Source organism: Lentzea sp. NBC_00516 (genome assembly GCF_036346835.1).
In the GTDB taxonomy this organism is placed as follows: domain Bacteria; phylum Actinomycetota; class Actinomycetes; order Mycobacteriales; family Pseudonocardiaceae; genus Lentzea; species Lentzea sokolovensis.
Genome location: NZ_CP107840.1, coordinates 2,778,649 through 2,798,039, shown reverse-complemented (window position 1 = coordinate 2,798,039; position 19,391 = coordinate 2,778,649). Strand labels below are relative to the sequence as shown.

The following is a 19,391-nucleotide window of genomic DNA, read 5'->3' as shown; positions in this document are numbered from 1 at the left end:
GCCGGCAGGTCAGGCAACGGTTGCCGGGGAGATCAGCTGCCGGTCCTGGCGCAGTTGCCTGGCCATGTTCCAACCGAGCACGCCCACGACCCGGCCGGCCGCGAGGTAGTGCGCCACGAACTTGCGTTCGGCGAGCTGCCCGTGAGCGACCACCATCTCCGCGTCGGCCGGAAACACGCCGTACGCCTGGATCTTCGCGTCGAACTGGTCGGTCCAGAAGTACGGCACCGGGGCGAACGGGGTCCGCGCGCCGAGCAGGGTGCGGGCCGCCGCCATGCCCTGCTCGGTGGCGTTCATCCGGTGCTCGACCCGCATCAGCGAACCGAAGTGCGGGTTGAACCAGCGCGCCACGTCGCCGGCGGCGTACACGCCGTCGACGGCGCGGCAGGTGGCGTCGCACACCACGCCGTCGTCCACCGGCACGCCGGAGCCGTCGAGCCAGGCGGTGGTGGGCGCCGCGCCGATCGCGACCAGCACGACGTCCGCCCGCAGCACGGTTCCGTCGGTCAGTTCGACTCCCGACACCGCGATGTCGCCGTGCAACGCGGTCACGCCGGTTCCGGTGCGCAGCCGCACCTCGTGTTCCTCGTGGAGTTCGGCGATCGTCGAAGCGACCTGGTCACCGAACTGGCGGACCAGGGGGAGGGGCAGCGGGTCGACCAGCGTCACGTCCAGGCCCAGCCGCCGGGCCGCCGCCGCTGCCTCGGTGCCGAGGAATCCCGCTCCGACGACCACAACAAAAAACGAGCGCAGCAGGTCGCCGCGCAACGTCAGCGCGTCGTCGATGGTCCGCAGCACGTGGACCCCGGCGAGGTCGTGGCCGAACGGGAGTTTTCGCGGGGTCGTCCCGGTGGCGATCACCAGGCCGTCGTAAGCGATCTCCTCGCCGTTCGACAGCGCTACCGTGCGACCGGCCAGGTCCAGTCCGCTCGCGGCACTCCCGAGTTTCAGCTCGATGTCGTGGTCCACATATGCGGAATCGGGCCGCAGCAACGTCTTCTCCGGCTCCCACGTGCCCGCCAGGACCTGTTTGGACAGTGGTGGCCGGTCGTAGGGGAGCACCTTCTCGTCGCCGACCAGGGTGAGCCTGCCGGTGTAGCCCTCGCGGCGCAGCGTCTCGGCGGTGGTGACGCCGGCCGCCGAAGCGCCGACGACGACCACCCGTTCCAGGTTCCCCACTACTTGTCCACGACGATCGCGAGCGCCGGGCACAGCAGGGCGGCGTGTTCGGTGGCCGCCTCCAGTTCCTCGGGCGGGTCCTCCAGCAGCAGGACCACCATGCCGTCCTCGTCGCGCTGGTCGAACACGTCCGGCGCCGCGAGCACGCACTGGCCCGCCCCCACGCAGGCGTCCACGTCGATCCGGACCTTCATCGGTTGTCCTCGCGGTCCCACGTGACGGGCAGCGAGCGCACGCCGTAGACCAGCGCGTCGTTCTTGAACTCGATGTCCTCGAACGGAACCGCGAGTCGCAGCGTCGGGATGCGCTGGTGCAGCCGGGCGAACACCTCCTGCAGCTCGACCCTGGCCAGCTGCTGACCGAGGCACTGGTGGATGCCGTAGCCGAACGCCAGGTGCGCGGTCGCCTCGCGCTTCAGGTCGATGAGGTCGGGGTCGGGGAACACCGACTCGTCCCGGTTGCCGGCCGACAACGCGGCCACGAGCCACTCACCGGCCTTGATCGTCTCGTCGCCGATCGTCACGTCGCCGGTGGCCTGGCGCAGCACCCCGAACTGCACGATCGACAGGTACCTCAGCATCTCGTCGACGGCGGTGCCCGCGAGTCCGGGATCGGCGCGCAGCGCGGCCAGCTGGTCGGGCTGGCGCAGCAGGGCCAGCGTGCTCAGGCCGATCATGTTCGCGGTGGTCTCGTGCCCGGCGATCAGCAGGGTGATGCCCAGGGTGACCAGTTCCTCGACCGACAGCTCCTGGCCGTTCTCCCCGGCCCTGACGATCAGCCTGCCCAGCAGGTCGTCGCTCGGCGCCGCCAGCTTGGTCAGCACCAGCTGGGTCATGAACCCGACGACCTCCAGGTTGGCCTGCTCCAGCGCGGCGGGGTCGCTGTTCGTGCCGATCAGCACCGCGGTCTGCTCCTGGAACCGGTCGCGGTCGGCGTAGTCCACGCCCAGCAGTTCGCAGATCACCAGTGACGGGATCGGCAGCGCGAAGTCCGCCACCAGGTCGACCGGCCCGGTCCGCGCCAGCAGCGCGTCGAGGTGGTCGTCGACCAGGCCCTGGATGTAGGGGCGCATGGCCTGGATCCGCTTGACGGTGAACTCCGGCGTCAGGAGGCGCCGCAACCGGGCGTGGCCGGGGCCGTCCATGTTCAGCAGGCTGCCGGGCGCCACCGGCCGGTCGAGCAGGCCGCCCGCCACGACGTGCGTGGACGGGGCCGCGTGCGAGCTGAGGTTGGGATCGCCCAGCATCGCGCGCACGTCGGCGTACCGGCTGACAACGCGGGCCTCGACGCCGACCGGACAGGCCAGCGAGGCCGTGCCCTCCTGAGCGCGCAGTTCGGCGTACTCGGCGGGCGGATCGAACGGGCAGCCGGAGTCGCGTTCGGTCGGGAACTGAGAAAATATGGCAGTCGCTGTCATATGACCGAGACTGCCAGATGACATGCACTGCCGCAACTGTGTGTCATGTGGCAGTGACTGCCATGTGGCAGTGCTACCGTTCGCGGGAGACGGGGCAGGGAGGTGCGCTGTGGGCTTGCGCGAGACGAAGATGGAACGCACCCGGAGGTTCATCGCCGAGTCGGCGTTCGACCTGTTCGTCGCGCAGGGGTACGACGACACCACCATCGAGCAGATCGCCGCCGCGGCCGAGGTCGGCACGCGGACGCTCTACCGCTACTACTCCACCAAAGAGGCGCTGGTCGTCAGCTTCGTGGAGAACGGGCTCGACGCGGCGATGGACGCCTTCCTCGCCCAGCCCGACGAAACGCCGCTGTCCGAAGCGCTCTACGCCGTCGTCGACAGCGTCGAGCAGACGATCGGGGCGAACTCGGCGCGCCTGCTCGCGCTGTACGACATCTTCGACAAGACCACGGGGCTGCGGGCCGGTCTGGCCGACCTGTGCTGGAGCTGGCGTCAGCGGCTGGCCCAGGAGATCCTCCGTCGGGAGAACGGGACCGGGGATGTGTTGCACGCCGCGCTGACCGCCGCGAGCACGATGAACGTGATCGAGGTCGTTGTGCAGACGTGGACCGCGAGCGGTGGCGGGGTCGACGTCACGGACATCACCCGCGAGACGCTCAAACTGTTGCACACCAAGGCGATCCCGTTCCCCAGCCCCGCGGCCCCCTAGCGCGCCGGAAGGATCTCGACGAACCCGTCGGTCCCGTTCACCCTGATCCGCTGACCGTCCTGGATCGTCCGGGTGGCCTGGTCGACGCCGACGACCGCGGGCAGCCCGTACTCCCGCGCGATCACCGCGCCGTGCGTCATCATGCCGCCGACTTCCGTGACCAGGCCCGAGATCGCCACGAACAGCGGTGACCAGCTCGGGTCGGTGTAGGCGGTGACGAGGATGTCGCCCGGCTCCAGATCGGCGTCCGCCACGTTCAGGACGACCCTGGCCCGTCCTTCGACCGTCCCGCCGGAGACGGCCAGACCGGAGAGCGCACCTTCCGGCAGGTCGTCGCGCCGGTAGCTTCCGCTGATGGCCTCGCCGTCGGAGGTCAGCACGCGCGGGGGAGTGAGCACCTCGAACGACCTGAAGGCCTCCCTGCGCTCGCGGATGACCTCGCCGTAGCCCTGGCCGGTGCGCGTCAGCTCGTGAAGTTCCTGCAGCGTGAGGAAGAAGGCGTCCTCTTCGGACTCCAGCAGGCCTGCGCCGGTGAGGCGTTCGGCCTCTTCCAGCAAGGCCAGCTTGTAGACGAGGTAGCGGCTGATCATCCCGTACTTCGGGTACTCGCGATAGCCGATGAACGTGCGCACGCGGTCGATCATCCGCTTGGTGTCGGCGGCCTTCTGCTCGCCGCCGGGAAGAACGAGCAGGCGTTGCAGGACCTCCTGCTCCTTCTTCCACGCCTCCTGCCGGCCCTGTTCGAAGCGGTGCCCCGCGGCGCCCTGCTCGAAGTTCCTGACGTTCGTGAGGATCATGGGCAGGAGTGCGGCGGGGTTCTCGCTCCACCGCGTCCTGGTGATGTCGATCTCGCCGACGCAGCGCATGCCGTACTTGCCGAGGTAGTCCTGGATGGCGTCGAGTGCCTCCTGGCCACCCTCCAACCCGGACAGGTCGTCCAGGAAGTCGCCCTCGGCGTTCTGCAGGAACGCGACGACCTCGGGGTGCGGGCGGATCGCGTCCGCGACGTCGAGCAGCGCCAGTCCCATCTCGGACGTGACGTTGTGCGGAGCGGACAGCGTCAGCGTGTCGGCGGCGTTCTTCTCACCGAGCCACTCGCGCAGGTTCTCGTTGAGCCACCACGTCGCCTGCATCCCGGCCATGATCACCTGGTTGCTGCGCGGGTCGAACAGGATCCGGCGCAGCTCCTCGAAGTCCGCGATGACGAACTCGAGCAGCTCCGGTCCTGACTTCCCCCGGATGTCGCGCTTCAGCACGGCGACGGACGCCTCGGCGTTCCCGATCAGCTCGGTGACCAGGTCCGGATCGGACTCGATCTCGGCCTGCGCGGTGCCGGGGAACGACGGTCCGGACCCGTCGCCCGCCGGGACGAAGCCGGTGCGGCCCAGGACGGTGCGCAGGGCGTCGCCCATCAGCGGATCGGCCTTGTCCGCGACGTCCAGGAACGCGGCGCTGCTCTGGGGCGTGGCGAGGATCGGGGTGACGTCGACGAAGAGCCGCCCTGCCGCGATCGCCATCGGCCTGGGCGTCGTCGACTGCCACACGGAGAGGCCCAGCGGCTTCATGGCGTCCGTCATCATCTGCTGATGGCCGACCGAGACGTAGACGTGGTTGTCGTCGTCATCGGTCTCCGGGACGGGGAACAGCGTCGTGATCGGCCTGCTCTGGACGATCTGGAACTCGTCGCCGGCCAGGCACCACTCGATGTCCTGGGGCCTGCCGAAGTGCTCCTCGATCCGCCGGCCGAGCCGGGTCAGGCGCACCACCTGCGCGTCCGTCAGCGCGGGTTGCCCGGTGGCGACCGTTTTTTCGATGATCTCGTCGTCGAGGACGCGGTACATGTCCGCGTTCACCAGACCGGACACAAAGGACTCACCGAGCCCGGGAACGGCTTCGACGCAGGAGATCCGCCTGCTGGACGTGACGGGGTCGGCGGTGAAGAGAACGCCGGCCGAGTCCGGGAAGACCATCTGCTGCACCACCACGGCCATCCGCACCTCGCGGTGGTCGAAACCGTTGCGCAGCCGGTAGGTCACAGCGCGCTCGGTGAACAGCGAGGCCCAGCACCGGCTGACGTGCCGCAGGACCTCCGCCGTTCCCACCACGTTCAGGTACGAGTCCTGCTGGCCCGCGAACGACGCGGTCGGCAGGTCCTCCGCGGTCGCGCTCGACCGCACCGCGCAAGGGGTTCGCTCGCCGAGCCGCGCCAGCGCGTCCGTGATCTCTGCTGCCACTTCGGCAGGCACGACGAGACGCTCGATGTCCTGCCGCACCTCCGCACTCCGCGCCGCGATCTCCTCCCGGTCGTCCGCGGTGAGGAGTCCCAGCCGGTCCAGCCGCTCGCCGATCGACGGCGCCTCGCGCAGGACCCGGTCGAACGCGTCCGTCGTCACGCAGAAGCCGGGAGGCACCTGGATACCCTCGATTCGGGCAACCTCTCCAAGGTTCGCTCCTTTGCCGCCGCAGAGCGAGATCCGCGTGTCGTCGACTTCAGCGAGACCGACCACATAGCCGCTCATCCGGTCATTTCCCCCGATTCCTCGTCTCGCGCACTGGCACGAGCTTTGCGTCAGGCGGGAGATTCTGCGCGCCGAACAGGGGCTTGCCGCAAGCCCAGGGGTGCGCTATATGTTGAAGTGGGGAGAGGGGATCTCCCCTTTTTTCGTCTCTGGCCCCCGGGAATCGTTCACTCGGCCGGGTACATCTGGCGCTGGTGACGGCTTGCCGGTGATGTCCGGCTCTAGCCTTGTCCGCCGTGGGTTCTGGTAGAAGGTGGAGCGCGGCAGGGTTGACGCTGGTGGTCACTCTGGCTTTGACGCAACCGGCTCAGGCGGACGAACGGCCCCTGCTTCCCGACCTCCGCCAGGCGCCGGTCGGGTGCGCCGGTGGCTACGGCGGCGATCCCTCGCTGTGCAGGGACTGGGACGTCTGCATGGTCGCCGATGCCCAGGCGCCCAACGGGGAGTGCGTGACGTCCGGCGAGATCCGGGCCGTCCGGATCCGGTTCACCACGGCGATGGACAACGTGGGCGAAGGCCCGTTGATGCTGCACGGCCGCCGTCCTGACCGGACCTCGGACGAGATGTCGGTGCGTCAGGCGTTCCAGACGTCGCGCGGCGGACCGATTCCCGGCACCTACGACGATGCCCGGCGCGCCACTGCCACGTCGATGTACTACGAGCCGACGCCCACGCACCTGCACTGGCACCTCATGGGGTTCGCGCGGATGCAGTTGCGCACGCCGGGTGGCAAAACGGTGGTCGCCGACCGCAAGAACGGCTTCTGCCTGGGAGACCGCTACCGGAACGCCGACGCGGGTGGACTGCCCGACCCGGCCAGTCCGGAAGGACAGCTCGCCGAACGCCTGAAGAAGAGCAACTGCGGCAGGAACGACCCCGGTGCCACGGAGATGTTCGAGGGCATCTCCGTCGGCAGCGGCGACGACTACCGCAAGGGTGTCGACTTCCAGTGGCTCGACCTCACCAACGTCGCCTCCGGCACCTACGACCTGGTCAACACGGTCAACTCCGACCGCACCCTCGCGGAGTCCCGCTACGACAACAACTCCTCGTCGATCTCGATCTCGGTGCAGTGGCCGGGCGGGGCGAAGCGGCGGCCCGCGGTGATCACCGCGGCCCCCGCCGTCACGTTGCTGCGGAGCTGTCCGGGGCAGGAGCGGTGCTCGGGACAGCTCAAAACGGACGACTTGCTCGCCCGCGCCCGCAGTGGTCCGATCCGGGAATCCGCGCCGGGCAGGCCGGAGTGCGGAACGGCCGAGCAGAGCTGCTGCTGTTGCGCCTGCCGCTGAACCGGTACCGGCCTACCTCTCGATCGTCCAGGTCCCGATCGCGTCCAGCAGGTGATCGATCATCGCGTCGGTGACCGGGCGGCGCTCGAACATGCTCCGGAAGACCAGGGGGCCGATGATGATCGCCGGGGCGTCGGGGAGGTCGGCAGACGGCTGAAGCTCGCCGGTCCGGGTCGCCGAGTCCAGGGCTGTGCCGAGCTGGCCGCTGATCGTGGCGATGAGTTGCTCGCGTCGAACGGTCGCGTCGGGCTCGTCCGACGGTCCGTGGAACAGCGCCGCGGTCACCGCCTGCACCTCGGGCAGGGCCAGTTCGTCGGCGAGTGTGCGCATCTGCCGCGCCAGCCACGGGCGGACGGGCGGGACGGGGTCTCGGAAGAACGGCATCCGGACGCCGGCCATCGTGTCGTCGAGCAGCATTCTCGGCTGCGGCCAATGGCGGTACACGGTCGCGCGCCCGACTCCCGCGCGTTTGGCGACGTTCTGGTGGGTGACCGCGGCCGGACCGTCCTCGCGGAGGAGCTCCCGTGCGGCGGAGAGGATCGCCTCGCGGCTGCGGGTGATGCGCGGGTCGGTGGAGTCGGCCATGACGACATCTTATGAGACAACTTGACTCAGAAGCACGTGGGACGGCAGAGTGGAACTTATGAGACACAGTGACTCAGAAGTTTCCCGGTTGGTGGTCCTCGGTGCGAGCGGTGGCACCGGACGGGCTGTCGTCGACGTCGCGCTGCGAGCCGGGCACGCCGTCACGGCTGTTGTGCGCCGCAGTGACGCGATGCCGTCCGCGCCCGGCCTGACCGTGTCGGTACTGCCGGTGCTGACCGACCTGGCCCACGTCGTCGCAGGCCACGACGCGGTCATCAGCGCACTCGGCACCAATGACCGTGGCCCGTCCACGGTCTGTTCGGACGGCATCCGCGCCACGTTGCTCGCGATGAAGGAGACGGACGTGCGCCGCCTTGTCGCCGTCAGCGCACACGGCGCGGCGGAGAGCCGTGACCGGTCGCTGTACTCCGTGCTGCTCTGGGCGTCGGTCAAGCACAAGATGCGGGACAAGGAGGTGATGGAGGCGCTCATCCGTCAGTCCGATGTGGACTGGACGATCGTCCGGCCGCCCGCGTTGAAGGACACTGCGGCGACCGGCGGCTACCGCACGGGCAACGATCTGCGCGTCACCGTGACCTCCTCGGTGTCGCGCGCCGATCTGGCCGACTTCCTCGTGTGCGAGGCCGTGCGACCGGCGTTCGTCCGCCAGACCCCGGGGATCGCCGCATGAACGTCCACAGTGGCCGGATCGACCTGAGCGGCCAGGTCGCGCTGGTGACCGGTGGCGCCGGCGGAATGGGCAGGGTCATCACCGCGGAACTGGTCCGTGCCGGAGCCCATGTCGTCATCACGAGCCGTGACGGTGAACGTGGAGAGGCACTGCGGCGCGAGATCGGTGCCGATCAGGTGGAGGTGCTCACCGGCGACCTGGGTGTCCGCCGCGACCTGCACCGGCTCGCCGCCGAGTTCTCGCGCCGTCACGACAGGCTGCACCTGCTGATCAACAACGCCGGGGCGCACTACCGCGACCGGCGGCTGACCGCCGACGGCGTGGAGGCGCACCTGGCCGTGAACCACCTGGCCGGGTTCACGCTCACCTATCTCCTGCGTGACCGGCTCCAGGCCGCCGCGCCCAGCCGTGTCGTCAACGTCGTCTCGGCGACCATGTCCGACACCTGCTCGGTGCCGCTGCCCGGCAGGCCCCGGCCGGTCTCGCTCGACCTCCGAGGCGTCACCGACCTGCGTGAGCTCAATCCCGCCGAGGGCTTCGCCCCGTTCACCGCCTACGCGAGGGCCAAGTTGCTGAGCACGATCTGCGGTTACGTCTTCGCCGACCGGTGGCACGACGACGGCGTGACGGTGAACGCCGTGCACCCCGGGATCGTGAGCACGAGCATCGTCGACGACATCACGCCCGCCGCGCTCAGGCCTTTCCGATCACTGATCCACAGTCGTCTGCTGACACCGGAAGCCGGTGCGGAGGCGGCACTGCGCCTGGCCACGGACCCCGGCCTCGCGACCGTGACGGGCCGCTATTACGTGCGGGACAAGGAGGAACGGTCGCCCAGCGTCTCCTACGACCCCGGCACGCGCGACAAGGCCTGGCAACTCAGTGCCGACTGGGCGGATGAGATCAGTGCGGGGGACCGAACAGGGGAATGATCAGAACTGTCGGTACCCCGCGTTACGGTGCCGCCGTGAATCCCAGGAACGTGAAGATCCTCGACCAGATCCGCTCCGAGGCGCTCGCGCGGAAGATCCCGGAGCCCGATGTGGAGCGGTGGATGGAGATCGTCCGCCCCTGCGCACTTCTGGCGCTGGACGGGGACGGACCGGTCGTGGGCCGGTTCGGCGGTCCGATCATGCTGCCCGCCGACGTCGAGACCCAGGATTACCCGTTGGTCGCCACCATCGACTGCGCCGCTCTTCCCCGGGAAGCGACGGATCTTCCGCTGCCGTCCGACGGCAGGCTGCTGTTCTTCGGCTATCCGGAGGAGCACGGCATGGGCGAGGTCGTGTACGTGCCGGAAGGCGCGGCCGTCGTGGAACGGGAACTGGACCCTGCGTCCTATCCGGCCTGCGGTGACGATTTCGCGGAGAACCACGACGAGTTCCCGCAAGGCGACATCCACCTGACGGCCGACGTGTCCCTGCCCTTCGTCGGCACGGTCGCCGCGCCGTCACCCGTCTACCTCGTGCCGATGCCGGGGCATCCTCATTCCGAGGCGCTGGCCGAGGTGTGGGCGGACCAGTGGGGCGGGGCGACCCTGGTGCTGGGCGGGTACGGCACGGACTGCAACGGCAGTGACGCGACAGAGATCGCCGCCCTTTGCGCCGCCGACGACGAGAAAGCGGAACGATGGCCCGGCCCTGGCACGCCGTCGTCCGACGCCGGCGACTGGGTTCTGTTGCTGGAGTTCAACGTCCACCGGTCAGGCGGAGGCGCCGCCATCTTCTGGGTGATCGAGCGAGACGACCTGATCGCACAACGCTTCGACCGCACCCAGGTCCTCGTGGACTGGAATCCCTGAGTCAGGGTCCGGCGAGCACGGCTTTCGTCCACTGTGGACGTGAGCGCCTTCCGGAGGCAGGCGCGAGCGCGAGTGAGGAAGGCCTCCGCTCGCGCTCGCACCGGGTGCTCAGCTCACACGCAGGCGTAGTACCGCGTCAGGCTTGTCTGCGGGAACCACTCGTTGACCGCGCAGTGGTAGACCCTGCCGGTGGCTTCCTCGTGGATGTCGACGTACTCGGAGTACCAGGCGTCGGACTCCCGGCCGCCCTTGCCCAGGCTGATGTAGCCGACGGTGCCGAACGACGGGTGCCGGTGCGGGCCGGACGTCCACGTCTCGCCGCGGCGGAAGTCCCTGTCGATCTGCATCGGGTCGGACTTGCCCTCGGTGCCGAACATCGTCACGCGGACGGGGTCCTCAGTGTCCGCGTTCGGCAGGTTGCCGGTGCGGAAGGTGAGGTAGTAGGTGCTGATGCCGTCGGCCGAGGCGGGCACGACCGTCGTGAGCGTGCCGAGGACGGCCAGTGCTGCGCAGAGCAGCACACTGCGGATCTTCATCTTCTCTCTTCCTGTCGACGAAAACCGTGACACCGATACGGTGGAGGGGGACGGTGGTCGTTCAGTGGTCATCCGGCGGCCGCCTAAGCTGGCGATCATGACGAAGCACCAGTGGACCGCCGGCGACCTTCCCGACCTCACCGGTCGCACCGTCGTGGTGACCGGTGCGGCCAGCGGGGTGGGCCGCGGCACGGCGACCGCCTTCGCCGCGGCAGGGGCACGCACGGTGCTCGCGGTGCGCGACGTCGCCGCGGGGGAGCGGGCCGCGGCCGCCATGTCCGGCACCACCGAGGTTCGTGAACTGGACCTGGCGAACCTGGCGTCGGTGCGCGCGTTCGCCGAGGGCTGGCAGGGCGCACTCGACGTCCTGGTCAACAACGCCGGGGTGGCGATGACCCCGTTCGGTCGCACGGCGGACGGATTCGAGCTGCAGTTCGGCACCAACCACCTCGGCCACTTCGCGCTGACCAACCTGCTGCTGCCCTCGATCACCGGCCGCGTGGTGACCGTGGCCTCCGGCGCGCACAAGGCGGGCGTGCTCGATCTCGACGACCTCGACCTCGCCCGTTCCGGCTACACCCCGGTCAAGGGCTACGGCCGGTCGAAGCTGGCGAACCTGCTGTTCACCCTGGAACTGGAACGGCGCTGCCGCGAGGCCGGGTCGTCCGTGCGCGCGCTGTCCGCGCACCCCGGCTACTCCGCGACGAACCTGGGTACCAAGGGCCGCAACCCTTACCTGGTCAAGATCGTGCACGTGGCCGGGCGTTACCTCGCGCAAACCGAGGCGCAGGGCGCGCTGCCGTCGTTGTACGCGGCGACCCAGGACCTGCCGGGCGCCAGCTACGTCGGTCCGGACGGACGGTTCGAGCTGCACGGCCATCCCACGCTGGTCGGCCGGTCGGCGGCGGCCAGTGACCCGGTGCTGGCGCGGCGGCTGTGGGAGACGTCGGAGCGGCTCACCGGGGTGAGCTTCCCGCTGACCGCGAAGTCCTGAGCCCTGCGCTCGGTCACCACTGTCCGATGAGGACAGAAAAAGGTGGTCCCGTGCCGCGATCTCGCGGTACGGGACCACCTGGGTGGAGGAGTCCGGGCGGCTCGCTGTTCGTTGCGCCCGTGCGCTTGGTGGCGTCAGTGGAGCTGGCCACCGTTGGGTCGGCTCGACGGTGCGAGCGGTCGGCCGGACGTGCTCCTGCTGTTCACCGTTTCCACGCATCACCTGCCTTCCGTGACGGAGGGGAGCGCTGCCGAGCCGCTCTGCCGATCGGGAGGCGGTCCTGTCCGTGTGGCTGGACCACGTTCCGGTGCGGTGTCGAAGGGATCGGCCGGCGTGGAGCCGGGGAAAGCGGTGGCTCTCCCCAGCTCGCTTCGATGATCGCGTCGAACTCGGCGCGCACCAGGTCCTCGTCCTCGCACATCAGCGCGAGGAACTCCTCGTCCAGTGTTCGTGCGACCACGACCACTCCCGGTCAGGCGTCGATCTGCTTGACGTCCTGCTCGGTGTTCGTGATCGCGATCTTGCGTGGCTTCGCCTTCTCCAGCACCGGAATGCGCAGGGTCAGCACACCCGCGTCGTAGGCGGCCTGGATGCGTTCGGTGTCGAGTGTGTCGCCGAGGAACAGCTGGCGGGAGAACACGCCCAGCGGTCGTTCCGCGACCTGCATCTCGGCGTTGTCGCCCGTGATGGTCGGCCTGCGCTCCGCCTTGACGGTCAGCACGTTGCGTTCGACGTCCAGCTCGATCGCGTCCGCGGACACGCCCGGCAGGTCGAACGCCACCACGAACTCGTCGCCCGCGCGGTAGGCGTCCATCGGCATCGCCGTGGGCCGCGACCACGTGCCCGGCCCGGTGAGCACCTGCTGCGCCAAGCGGTCCAGCTCCCGGAACGGGTCAGTGCGCATCAACATCCGGCACCTCCTCGATGTTTTCGACTGCTGTCAACGCGCACCACTGTTGTAGCATGTCGTCGGAACGATGACAAGACAAATGTCGTCGAAAGGATGACACGATGGCGATCGGCGACTACGAGGCGCTCCGTGCGGCGACGAACGCGGACGCGGACCTCAGCACGACCCAGGTGCTGGCCGCGCTGGTCCTGCTGCGCGAGCTGCGGGCCGAGCTGACGGACTGGGAACCCCAGCTGATCGCCGCCGCCAGAGAGCTCGGCACGAGCTGGGCGGAGCTGGCGCCCGCGCTGGGGGTGGCCAGCCGCCAGGCCGCGGAACGCCGCTACCTGCGCCTGCGGCCGTCCGACCTCGACGGTGCGACCGGGGACGAGCGCGTGCAGGCCGAACGCGACCGCCGTGCGGGTGATCGCGCGATATCGCGGTGGGCAAGGGACAACTCCGGCTCGCTGCGCAGTCTCGCCGGACACGTCGGCGAGGTGGATCCGGCCGTTCGCCAGGCTCTGTCCGAGAACGACGCCGCGCGGTTGCTCGGCCCGCTGGCGGACGCCCACGACCAGGTCCGGACGACGGACCCCGCGCTGGCCGACCGGATCGCGGCGGTCACCGCGCAGACCGACCAGGTGCGCCGCGACACCCAGAACCGCCGGACAGGGCTCGACTAGACGTGAGTGTGGGACGGTTTGTCGTTGTGGCGTAGTGCTTTCTGCCGCCGTTTCCGGTCGAGCAGCCACATGACCGGCGACGCCGACAGTCCGTGCACGAGGATCGAGCCGATCACGACGAGCGCGACGACCCGCCAGAGCGCGTCCTGTTCGCCGAACCGGCCTTCCTGCAGGGCGTAGACGAGGTAGAACAGCGATCCGACGCCGCGCACGCCGAAGAACGAGATGACGGCTCGCTCCCGAGGGCCGGACCTGCCTCCCAGCAGGCCGATCCAGCCCGCCAGCGGTCGCACCACCAGGAGGACCGCCGCGGCCACGCCGATCTCCGCCCACGTGGTGCCGGACAACAGGCCGGTGGCCGCGGCGCCGCCCAGCAGGAAGACGATCACCACGGTCAGCATGCGCTCGGCCTGCTCGACGTACTGGTGCAGGACCTGGTGGTAGCCGTGGCGGTGTTCGCCGGCACGGATCGCGCAGGCGCACACGAAGACGGCGACGAACCCGTAGCCGTGGATCAGTTCGGTGACGCCGTAGGCGAGGAAGGTCGCCGCGAGGGCGACGAACCCTTCCGCGTGCTCGGCCAGGCGGAACTTCTCCGACGGGGCCGAGAAGAACAGCTTGCCGAGCGCCCAGCCGATGAGCAGGCCGACGGCCAGCCCGGCGAGCAGCCGCCAGAGCACGTCCACCGCGAGCCAGTGGCCGAGCCACTCCGAGGGCGCGGCTCCGGCGAGGCTGATCGCGATGGCGGCATAGGTGAACGGGAAGGCCAGACCGTCGTTCAGACCGGCTTCCGAGGTGAGTGCGAACCGTGCCTCGTCCTCGTCGGACTCCGGGTTCTCCGCGGGTTCGCCGACCTGGACCTCGCCTGCCAGCACGGGATCAGTCGGGGCGAGGGTGGCCGCGAGAAGAACGGAGGCCGCGACGCCGAGCCCGAGCGCGCCCCAGCCGAGCAGACCGACGCCGAGCATCGACAACGGCATGGTGATGGCCAGCAGACGCCAGGTGCTCGCCCATCCGCGCAGGCTCACCACGCGGTTGAGCGCGAGCCCTGCGCCCATCAGCGAGATGATCACGCAGATCTCGGTCAGGTGCAGCAGCAGGCCGCTGTGTTCGACGGGATCGGGTGCGGGCAGCGGCTCGACCACGGAGAACGTCAGCGCGCCCGCGCCGAGGAAGAGCATCGGCATGGAGATCGGTGCGCGGTCCAGCAACCGGGGCAGGAGAGCGGCGGCCAGCGTCGCCAGGCCCGCGCCGGTGTACAACAGGGGGCCTGCATCCACTGTGTGCCTCTCGTTCGACCCTCGAAACGGGCAGATACCCCGTTGGGTACAAGGCCGAAACTGAAGGCCACTCGCGGTGGTCGTCGTACCCCGGCGTTGTCTCTCCGGTCACGCCACCGGACCACCCGTCGTCCACTGTGGACGCAGCGGTCAGCGGGCCGGCCCTGACAGCGCCTCCGCCAGTGTCGGATGGACCCGGAACACGCTTTCCATGCCGGAGAAGCGGAGAGTTCTGAGCACGGGCGTCCTGTCCGCCACCACCCGGAGATCCGCCGCCTGCCGGTGGGCCGTGAGCAGGGCGCTGATGCCGGAGGAGTCGAAGAAGGTCACCTCACGCAGGTCCACGACCAGCACGACGGGTGACTGTGCCAGTTGGACGGTGAGTTCCGCGCGCAAGAGCGGCGCGGTGGCGATGTCCACCTCGCCTGTGACGGCGACGACCGGAACGCCGTCCTGCCGCGAACCGCACACCGAGCACACGGGTGGACCGGGGCTGAGCTCTGCCTCCATCACGGTGACTCCACTCTGTGGTGGTGGGACCTTCACCGAGCTGCTTGCTGAACCCGACAGGCGAACTGCTGGACCTTTCCTCCACGGTAGGCGATCCCGGCACGGCCCACAACGCGAGGCGAAGGGTTTTGCGGCGTCTGGCAGAGTTGGGGCAGCAGTAGCGCCGCATCGGCCGCCAGCGACCGGTGCCGGGATCGCCTACCGTGGGCCAGGGGTTCAGCAGTGCAGCGCCCGGTCAGCCCCATCACCGTCGACGGTGTTCCACCGGACGGGAAGGAGAGGATCCGAGGTGCCGCAATTGCCCCCCAGCGACGAAGACTGGAGTCTCGACCGGACGAGGTTCACGGCCGATGCCGAGAAGGCGATCGCGTCCGGCCAGGTACCCACGAGGGATCACGGAGCGCCGCTCGGGCCGCTGGCCCAGCAGTTCGCGACCCTGACGTACTCCCTGCTCGACGCCGCCACGGCGGGGGAGGTTCTGCAGCAGATCGTCGATGCCGCGGTGCGGGTCGTGCCCGGCGCGGACCTGGTCAGCATCACCCTGCGGTCCCGGGACGGGAAGTTCCACACGCCGGTGGAGACCGACCCGATCGCCATCGAGCTCGACCAGCTGCAGTACGACCTGCTGGAAGGTCCCTGCCTCGACGTCGCGGATCCGGCGGGCCCCGCCGTCGCGTCGGCGCCCGACCTGGCCGTCGCGGTGTCGTGGCCCCGGTTCGGCCCGAAGGCGGCCGAACGGGGCATGGGCGCGGTGCTGTCCACGGCGTTGCTGCCCGACGTCCAGGCGCCCCGGCTGTCCGGTGCGCTGAACATCTACTCCCGTGAGCGGTACGGCCTCGACCAGACGGACCAGGCGGTCGCGTTGCTGCTGGCCACGCACGCGTCCCTGGCGCTGGCGCACACCGAGGCCGTCGACGCCTCCACCCTGCAGGCGGAGCAGTTGCGCCGGGCGATCAACTCCCGTGACGTCATCGGACAGGCCAAGGGCATTCTCATGGCCCGTCGCGGATTGAACGCCGACGAGGCGTTCGACCTGCTGCGCCACTCCTCCCAGCACCTCAACGTCAAGCTCGTCGAACTCGCCGAGACCATCGCGAGCCGCCACAGCGAACTGGATCTGCCCTGACCCGCTGACGCGGTGAAATGCGGAGTCCGGACGGGGTTCGTAGGCTGGAACCCGACCCATGACCGGCGGCAAGAGGAAAGCTGTTGGACGGGCAACGCCGAGACCGGCTCGTAGAGCAGGTGCTCAAGTGCACGACGGCATCAGGGCGTGCGGAACTGGGGCAGGCCCTCAGCTCCGTGTGCGTGCGTGTGATGCCGGACGTCGACGGCGCTGCGTTGGCCTTCTACAGCGGCTCCCGCGTTCAGGAACTGGTCGGTGCCAGCGATCCGTGGGCCGCGGGCATCGAGGAAGCGCAGTACACGCTGGGCGAGGGGCCGGGCTTGGCGGCCGTCGCGGCCGACGGCCCTGTGCTGGTTCCGGATCTGAGCGTCGACGAGGTGCGGTGGCCCGTGTTCGCCGGGGCCGCGCGGGGTGAGGGGCTCGCGGCCGCGTTCTTCTTCCCGCTGCGGGTCGGCGCGATGCAGCTCGGCACGCTCGGGCTGTACCGCCGCCGCCCCGGCGTGCTGCCCGCGGATTTCGTCTTCGACGCGGCGTTGCTGGCCGATCTGATCTCCCACAAGCTGCTCCTGCAGAACGAGAAGATGACAGGCGAGGAACGGATCTGGATGGAGACGTCGTACCAGGACGTCAACATGGCGACCGGAATGCTGGCCGTCCTGCTGCGGATCAGCCTGGAGGACGCGTTCCTGCGGTTGCGCGCGCACGCCTTCGGCGCCGGGAGGTCGGTGCTGGACGTGGCCGCGGACGTGCTGGCCCGGCGCCTTCCCCTCGACCGGCTGACCGACTGACCCGCCGCCGACCCGTGGTGCGCGCCGGCCGCCGTCCGGTCTAGGTTCGTACCCTGACGTCGGAACGGGTTGGGCTGACCGCGCGACCGCTGGGTTTGAGGACGGGTGTTGGACGGGCAGCGTCGGGATCGGCTCACGCGGGCGGTGGAGGAGTTCACGTCCGCGGCCTCCGGGCGTGCGGAGCTGGCGCGGGCGTTGTGCACCGCGTGCGTGCACGTTCTGTCCGGTGTGGACGCCGCGGCGTTGACGTTGCGTGCCAGCGCTCGTGCTGAGGAGATGGTCGGCGCCAGCGACGAGTGGGCCGTGCGGCTGGAGGAGATCCAGTACACCCTGGGGGAGGGGCCGGGCGTGGCGGCGTTCCAGGACGCCACGCCGGTGCTGGTGGCAGACCTGGGCACGGACGGTGTGCCGTGGCCGGCTTTCAGCGCGGCGGCCTCGGCGGAGGGCCTCGCGGCGATGTTCGCGTTCCCACTGCGGGTCGGCGGCATCAGGCTCGGCACGCTCGATCTGTACCGCCGCCGTTCTGGTGGCCTGACCGCGGTGGCGGACGCCGTGCTGCTGGCCGATCTGGCGACCTACGCCCTGCTCGAACAGAACGAGCGAGCCGCCGACGATCAACTGCGGATGACGCTGTCGTACCAGGACGTGAACATGGCGACCGGGATGCTGGCCGCACAGCTGCGGATCAGCCTGGAGGACGCGTTCGCCCGGCTGCGCGCGCACGCCTTCTCCTCGGGCCGTTCAGTGCTGGACGTGGCGCGTGATCTGCTGGAACGGCGCATCCCCCTCGACCGGCTCGCGGACTGACCTGTGCCGCGAGCACCGGACCTCGGTGGGTCGTATGCTGCGGACGTGCCCCGCGTCCAGGATCAGATCGCCGTCACGTTGAGCGAACTCACGGCGAGTTTGGTCGACGGTCACGACGCCGAGTCGGTCCTGCGCCTGGTCACCGCCGCGTGCGAGAACCTGCTCTCCGCGAGCGCCACCGGCGTCCTGCTGGCCGATCCACGTGGCGGGCTGAGCGTGGTGGCGGCGTCCGACGAGCGGGCGCGGTTCCTGGAGTTGCTGCAGGGCCAGATCGACGAAGGCCCGTGCGTGGACTGCGTTCGCGACGACGCGATGGTCGCCTGCCAGGACCTGGAAGGCGATCCCGATCGCTGGCCGGTGTTCACCCGTGCCGCACTCGGTGCCGGTTTCCGCGCGGTGCACGCCGTACCGATGCGTCTGGCCGGCGAAGCGATCGGCGGGCTCAACGTGTTCTACGCGGCTGTCACGCCGTGGGAGGCGTGGCAGGAACGGCTCGGGCGGGTGCTCGCGGACCTGGCGGTGCTGGGCCTGTCGCAGGACGACGATCCCGCGCGCACACACCGGCTGGCCGAGCAGACCCTCACCACGCTCAACGACCGGGTGATGCTCGCGCACGCCATCGGCATGGTCGCGGGCGCTCTCGACACCGGCACGGACGAGGCTCGCCGCCTCATTCTCGGGTACGCCACGAGGAATCGCGGCCCGGTGCGCGACGTCGCCCGCAGGCTCACCGGCGGAGACCTCGACGCGGCCGTCCTGCTGCAGGCGGCGGACGCGAGCTAATCGCCCCAGTCCGGATCCGCGCGCCGCTCGGCCGCGGCATCGACGACCGCGTTGACCCGCGCGACCTCCGCCTCACGTTCGGCATCGCTGCGCTGGTCGCCCAAGCGCTCCACCACGTCGCCGCCACCCCACGCCTGCACCACACCCACGGCCTCGTGCAGCGCGGCGCGCTGCACGATCGCGTCGACGAGGCGCTGAGCCGCGGCCGTGTCGTCGGGTGAGGTCATGCCCTCACCCTCCTCTTTCACGGAGTGGATGGCGACCTGCGAGAGGACGTCGTGCTCGGTGGTCACGGACGCTCAGATGTCGGTGATGTCGTCGCCGAGCTTGGAACTGGTGTCGCGGGTCAGCAACGGCATGGCGAACCACAACGTGCCGTAGACCAGCAACGCGGCGACGCCGATCAGCACGGCCGTCCAGCCGCCGACGATGACCTCGCTGATCAGCAGGACGGTGCCGGTCATCGCGACGGCGAGAAAACCCAGTCCGGCCAGCAGGAACGTGTTGCCCGCGGCGACGACGTCCTCGCGCCGGCCCCGGCGGAACAGCACGCGGTGCCAGGCCGCCGGCGCGGTCAGCAGCGCGACGGCCGCCGCCGCGCACAGGACGGTCACCAGATGGGTGGTGCGGATGAGGGTCGACGCGGTGGCGTACTTGTCGGTGAACGTGATGGAGAGCAGGAAGCCGAACAGGATCTGCACGCCGGCCTGGGCCACGCGGAGCTCCTGGAGCAGCTCGTTGAGATTCCTGGCCAGGCGGCGGTGCTCAGACTCTTCGGCGTTGCTCACCAGAGTTGTCTACC

Annotated in this window: 22 protein-coding genes; 11 read left to right on the top strand and 11 right to left on the bottom strand. The window is 69.7% G+C overall.

Going from position 1 to position 19,391, the window contains the following annotated elements; translation table 11 throughout:
* Positions 1-9: 9 nt before the first annotated feature.
* Genes OG205_RS12570 through OG205_RS12560 form a run of 3 tightly spaced genes read right to left on the bottom strand, consistent with a single transcriptional unit; the run spans position 10 to position 2,596 of the window.
* The gene (locus tag OG205_RS12570; protein ID WP_330276395.1) at positions 10-1,179 is read right to left on the bottom strand and encodes an NAD(P)/FAD-dependent oxidoreductase; all 1,170 of its coding nucleotides are present in this window, start codon (positions 1,177-1,179) and stop codon (positions 10-12) included.
* Positions 1,179-1,373 carry a ferredoxin gene (locus OG205_RS12565; RefSeq protein ID WP_330276394.1) on the bottom strand — a complete coding sequence of 65 codons (195 nt, stop codon included), beginning with the start codon at positions 1,371-1,373 and terminating at the stop codon, positions 1,179-1,181. The genes OG205_RS12570 and OG205_RS12565 overlap by 1 nt, the downstream gene beginning before the upstream one ends.
* Positions 1,370-2,596, bottom strand: a complete 1,227-nt coding sequence (locus OG205_RS12560) for a cytochrome P450 (protein WP_330276393.1) — start codon at positions 2,594-2,596, stop codon at positions 1,370-1,372. The genes OG205_RS12565 and OG205_RS12560 overlap by 4 nt, the downstream gene beginning before the upstream one ends.
* Before the next feature lie 109 nt (positions 2,597-2,705).
* Here OG205_RS12560 and OG205_RS12555 point away from each other — a divergent pair, with 109 nt between their 5' ends.
* On the top strand, positions 2,706-3,308 hold the full coding sequence (locus OG205_RS12555; protein WP_330276392.1) for a TetR/AcrR family transcriptional regulator: 603 nt from the start codon (positions 2,706-2,708) through the stop codon (positions 3,306-3,308).
* Here the strand turns inward: OG205_RS12555 and rph are convergent.
* Positions 3,305-5,827 (bottom strand): rifamycin-inactivating phosphotransferase, encoded by a 2,523-nt coding sequence (gene rph, locus OG205_RS12550; RefSeq protein WP_330276391.1) that lies wholly within the window; start codon positions 5,825-5,827, stop codon positions 3,305-3,307. The two genes, OG205_RS12555 and rph, sit on opposite strands and share 4 nt — an antisense overlap.
* A gap of 278 nt (positions 5,828-6,105) precedes the next feature.
* On the opposite strand from rph, the gene OG205_RS12545 reads away from it, so the two are divergent.
* Positions 6,106-7,116: a lysyl oxidase family protein gene (locus OG205_RS12545; protein WP_330276390.1), complete on the top strand. Its 1,011-nt coding sequence runs from the start codon at positions 6,106-6,108 to the stop codon at positions 7,114-7,116.
* Positions 7,117-7,128: 12 nt separating this feature from the next.
* Here the strand turns inward: OG205_RS12545 and OG205_RS12540 are convergent, their stop codons facing one another.
* Entirely contained in the window at positions 7,129-7,701 is a 573-nt protein-coding gene (locus OG205_RS12540) for a TetR/AcrR family transcriptional regulator (protein ID WP_330276389.1), read from the bottom strand.
* Positions 7,702-7,759: 58 nt separating this feature from the next.
* On the opposite strand from OG205_RS12540, the gene OG205_RS12535 reads away from it, so the two are divergent.
* The 3 genes from OG205_RS12535 to OG205_RS12525 are packed head-to-tail and all read left to right on the top strand — an operon-like array spanning position 7,760 to position 10,193.
* Positions 7,760-8,392: an NAD(P)-dependent oxidoreductase gene (locus OG205_RS12535; protein WP_330276388.1), complete on the top strand. Its 633-nt coding sequence runs from the start codon at positions 7,760-7,762 to the stop codon at positions 8,390-8,392.
* The gene (locus OG205_RS12530; protein WP_330276387.1) at positions 8,389-9,324 is read left to right on the top strand and encodes an SDR family NAD(P)-dependent oxidoreductase; all 936 of its coding nucleotides are present in this window, start codon (positions 8,389-8,391) and stop codon (positions 9,322-9,324) included. Before OG205_RS12535 ends, OG205_RS12530 begins: the two co-directional genes overlap by 4 nt.
* 35 nt (positions 9,325-9,359) lie before the next feature.
* The gene (locus tag OG205_RS12525; protein WP_330276386.1) at positions 9,360-10,193 is read left to right on the top strand and encodes a DUF1963 domain-containing protein; all 834 of its coding nucleotides are present in this window, start codon (positions 9,360-9,362) and stop codon (positions 10,191-10,193) included.
* A gap of 113 nt (positions 10,194-10,306) precedes the next feature.
* Here OG205_RS12525 and OG205_RS12520 read toward each other — a convergent pair whose 3' ends face one another.
* The gene (locus OG205_RS12520; protein WP_330276385.1) at positions 10,307-10,729 is read right to left on the bottom strand and encodes a PLAT/LH2 domain-containing protein; all 423 of its coding nucleotides are present in this window, start codon (positions 10,727-10,729) and stop codon (positions 10,307-10,309) included.
* 97 nt (positions 10,730-10,826) lie between these two features.
* Here OG205_RS12520 and OG205_RS12515 point away from each other — a divergent pair, with 97 nt between their 5' ends.
* Complete coding sequence (locus tag OG205_RS12515) at positions 10,827-11,723, top strand: oxidoreductase (protein ID WP_330276384.1); 897 nt, start codon at positions 10,827-10,829, stop codon at positions 11,721-11,723.
* 472 nt (positions 11,724-12,195) lie between these two features.
* Here the strand turns inward: OG205_RS12515 and OG205_RS12510 are convergent, their stop codons facing one another.
* Positions 12,196-12,633 (bottom strand): Hsp20/alpha crystallin family protein, encoded by a 438-nt coding sequence (locus OG205_RS12510; protein ID WP_330276383.1) that lies wholly within the window; start codon positions 12,631-12,633, stop codon positions 12,196-12,198.
* A gap of 101 nt (positions 12,634-12,734) precedes the next feature.
* Between OG205_RS12510 and OG205_RS12505 the strand changes: the two genes are divergently transcribed.
* Positions 12,735-13,295, top strand: a complete 561-nt coding sequence (locus OG205_RS12505; protein WP_330276382.1) for a hypothetical protein — start codon at positions 12,735-12,737, stop codon at positions 13,293-13,295.
* Here the strand turns inward: OG205_RS12505 and OG205_RS12500 are convergent.
* Positions 13,292-14,575, bottom strand: a complete 1,284-nt coding sequence (locus tag OG205_RS12500) for a cation:proton antiporter (protein ID WP_330276381.1) — start codon at positions 14,573-14,575, stop codon at positions 13,292-13,294. The genes OG205_RS12505 and OG205_RS12500 overlap by 4 nt on opposite strands.
* A gap of 150 nt (positions 14,576-14,725) precedes the next feature.
* Positions 14,726-15,085 carry an STAS domain-containing protein gene (locus OG205_RS12495; RefSeq protein WP_330278154.1) on the bottom strand — a complete coding sequence of 120 codons (360 nt, stop codon included), beginning with the start codon at positions 15,083-15,085 and terminating at the stop codon, positions 14,726-14,728.
* A gap of 298 nt (positions 15,086-15,383) precedes the next feature.
* Between OG205_RS12495 and OG205_RS12490 the strand changes: the two genes are divergently transcribed.
* From OG205_RS12490 to OG205_RS12475, 4 genes are all read left to right on the top strand, one after another.
* The gene (locus OG205_RS12490) at positions 15,384-16,211 is read left to right on the top strand and encodes an ANTAR domain-containing protein (RefSeq protein WP_442916819.1); all 828 of its coding nucleotides are present in this window, start codon (positions 15,384-15,386) and stop codon (positions 16,209-16,211) included.
* Between the two features lie 83 nt (positions 16,212-16,294).
* Positions 16,295-16,999: a GAF and ANTAR domain-containing protein gene (locus tag OG205_RS12485; RefSeq protein ID WP_330276379.1), complete on the top strand. Its 705-nt coding sequence runs from the start codon at positions 16,295-16,297 to the stop codon at positions 16,997-16,999.
* 105 nt (positions 17,000-17,104) lie between these two features.
* Positions 17,105-17,806, top strand: coding sequence for an ANTAR domain-containing protein (locus OG205_RS12480; RefSeq protein ID WP_330276378.1), 702 nt, complete (start codon positions 17,105-17,107; stop codon positions 17,804-17,806).
* Between the two features lie 45 nt (positions 17,807-17,851).
* Positions 17,852-18,589 (top strand): GAF domain-containing protein, encoded by a 738-nt coding sequence (locus OG205_RS12475; protein ID WP_330276377.1) that lies wholly within the window; start codon positions 17,852-17,854, stop codon positions 18,587-18,589.
* Here OG205_RS12475 and OG205_RS12470 read toward each other — a convergent pair.
* A complete protein-coding gene (locus OG205_RS12470; protein WP_330276376.1) occupies positions 18,586-18,882 on the bottom strand; it encodes a hypothetical protein in 297 nt (98 codons plus the stop codon). The genes OG205_RS12475 and OG205_RS12470 overlap by 4 nt on opposite strands.
* A 6-nt stretch (positions 18,883-18,888) precedes the next feature.
* On the bottom strand, positions 18,889-19,377 hold the full coding sequence (locus OG205_RS12465; protein WP_330276375.1) for a DUF6328 family protein: 489 nt from the start codon (positions 19,375-19,377) through the stop codon (positions 18,889-18,891).
* Between the last annotated feature and the right edge of the window lie 14 nt (positions 19,378-19,391).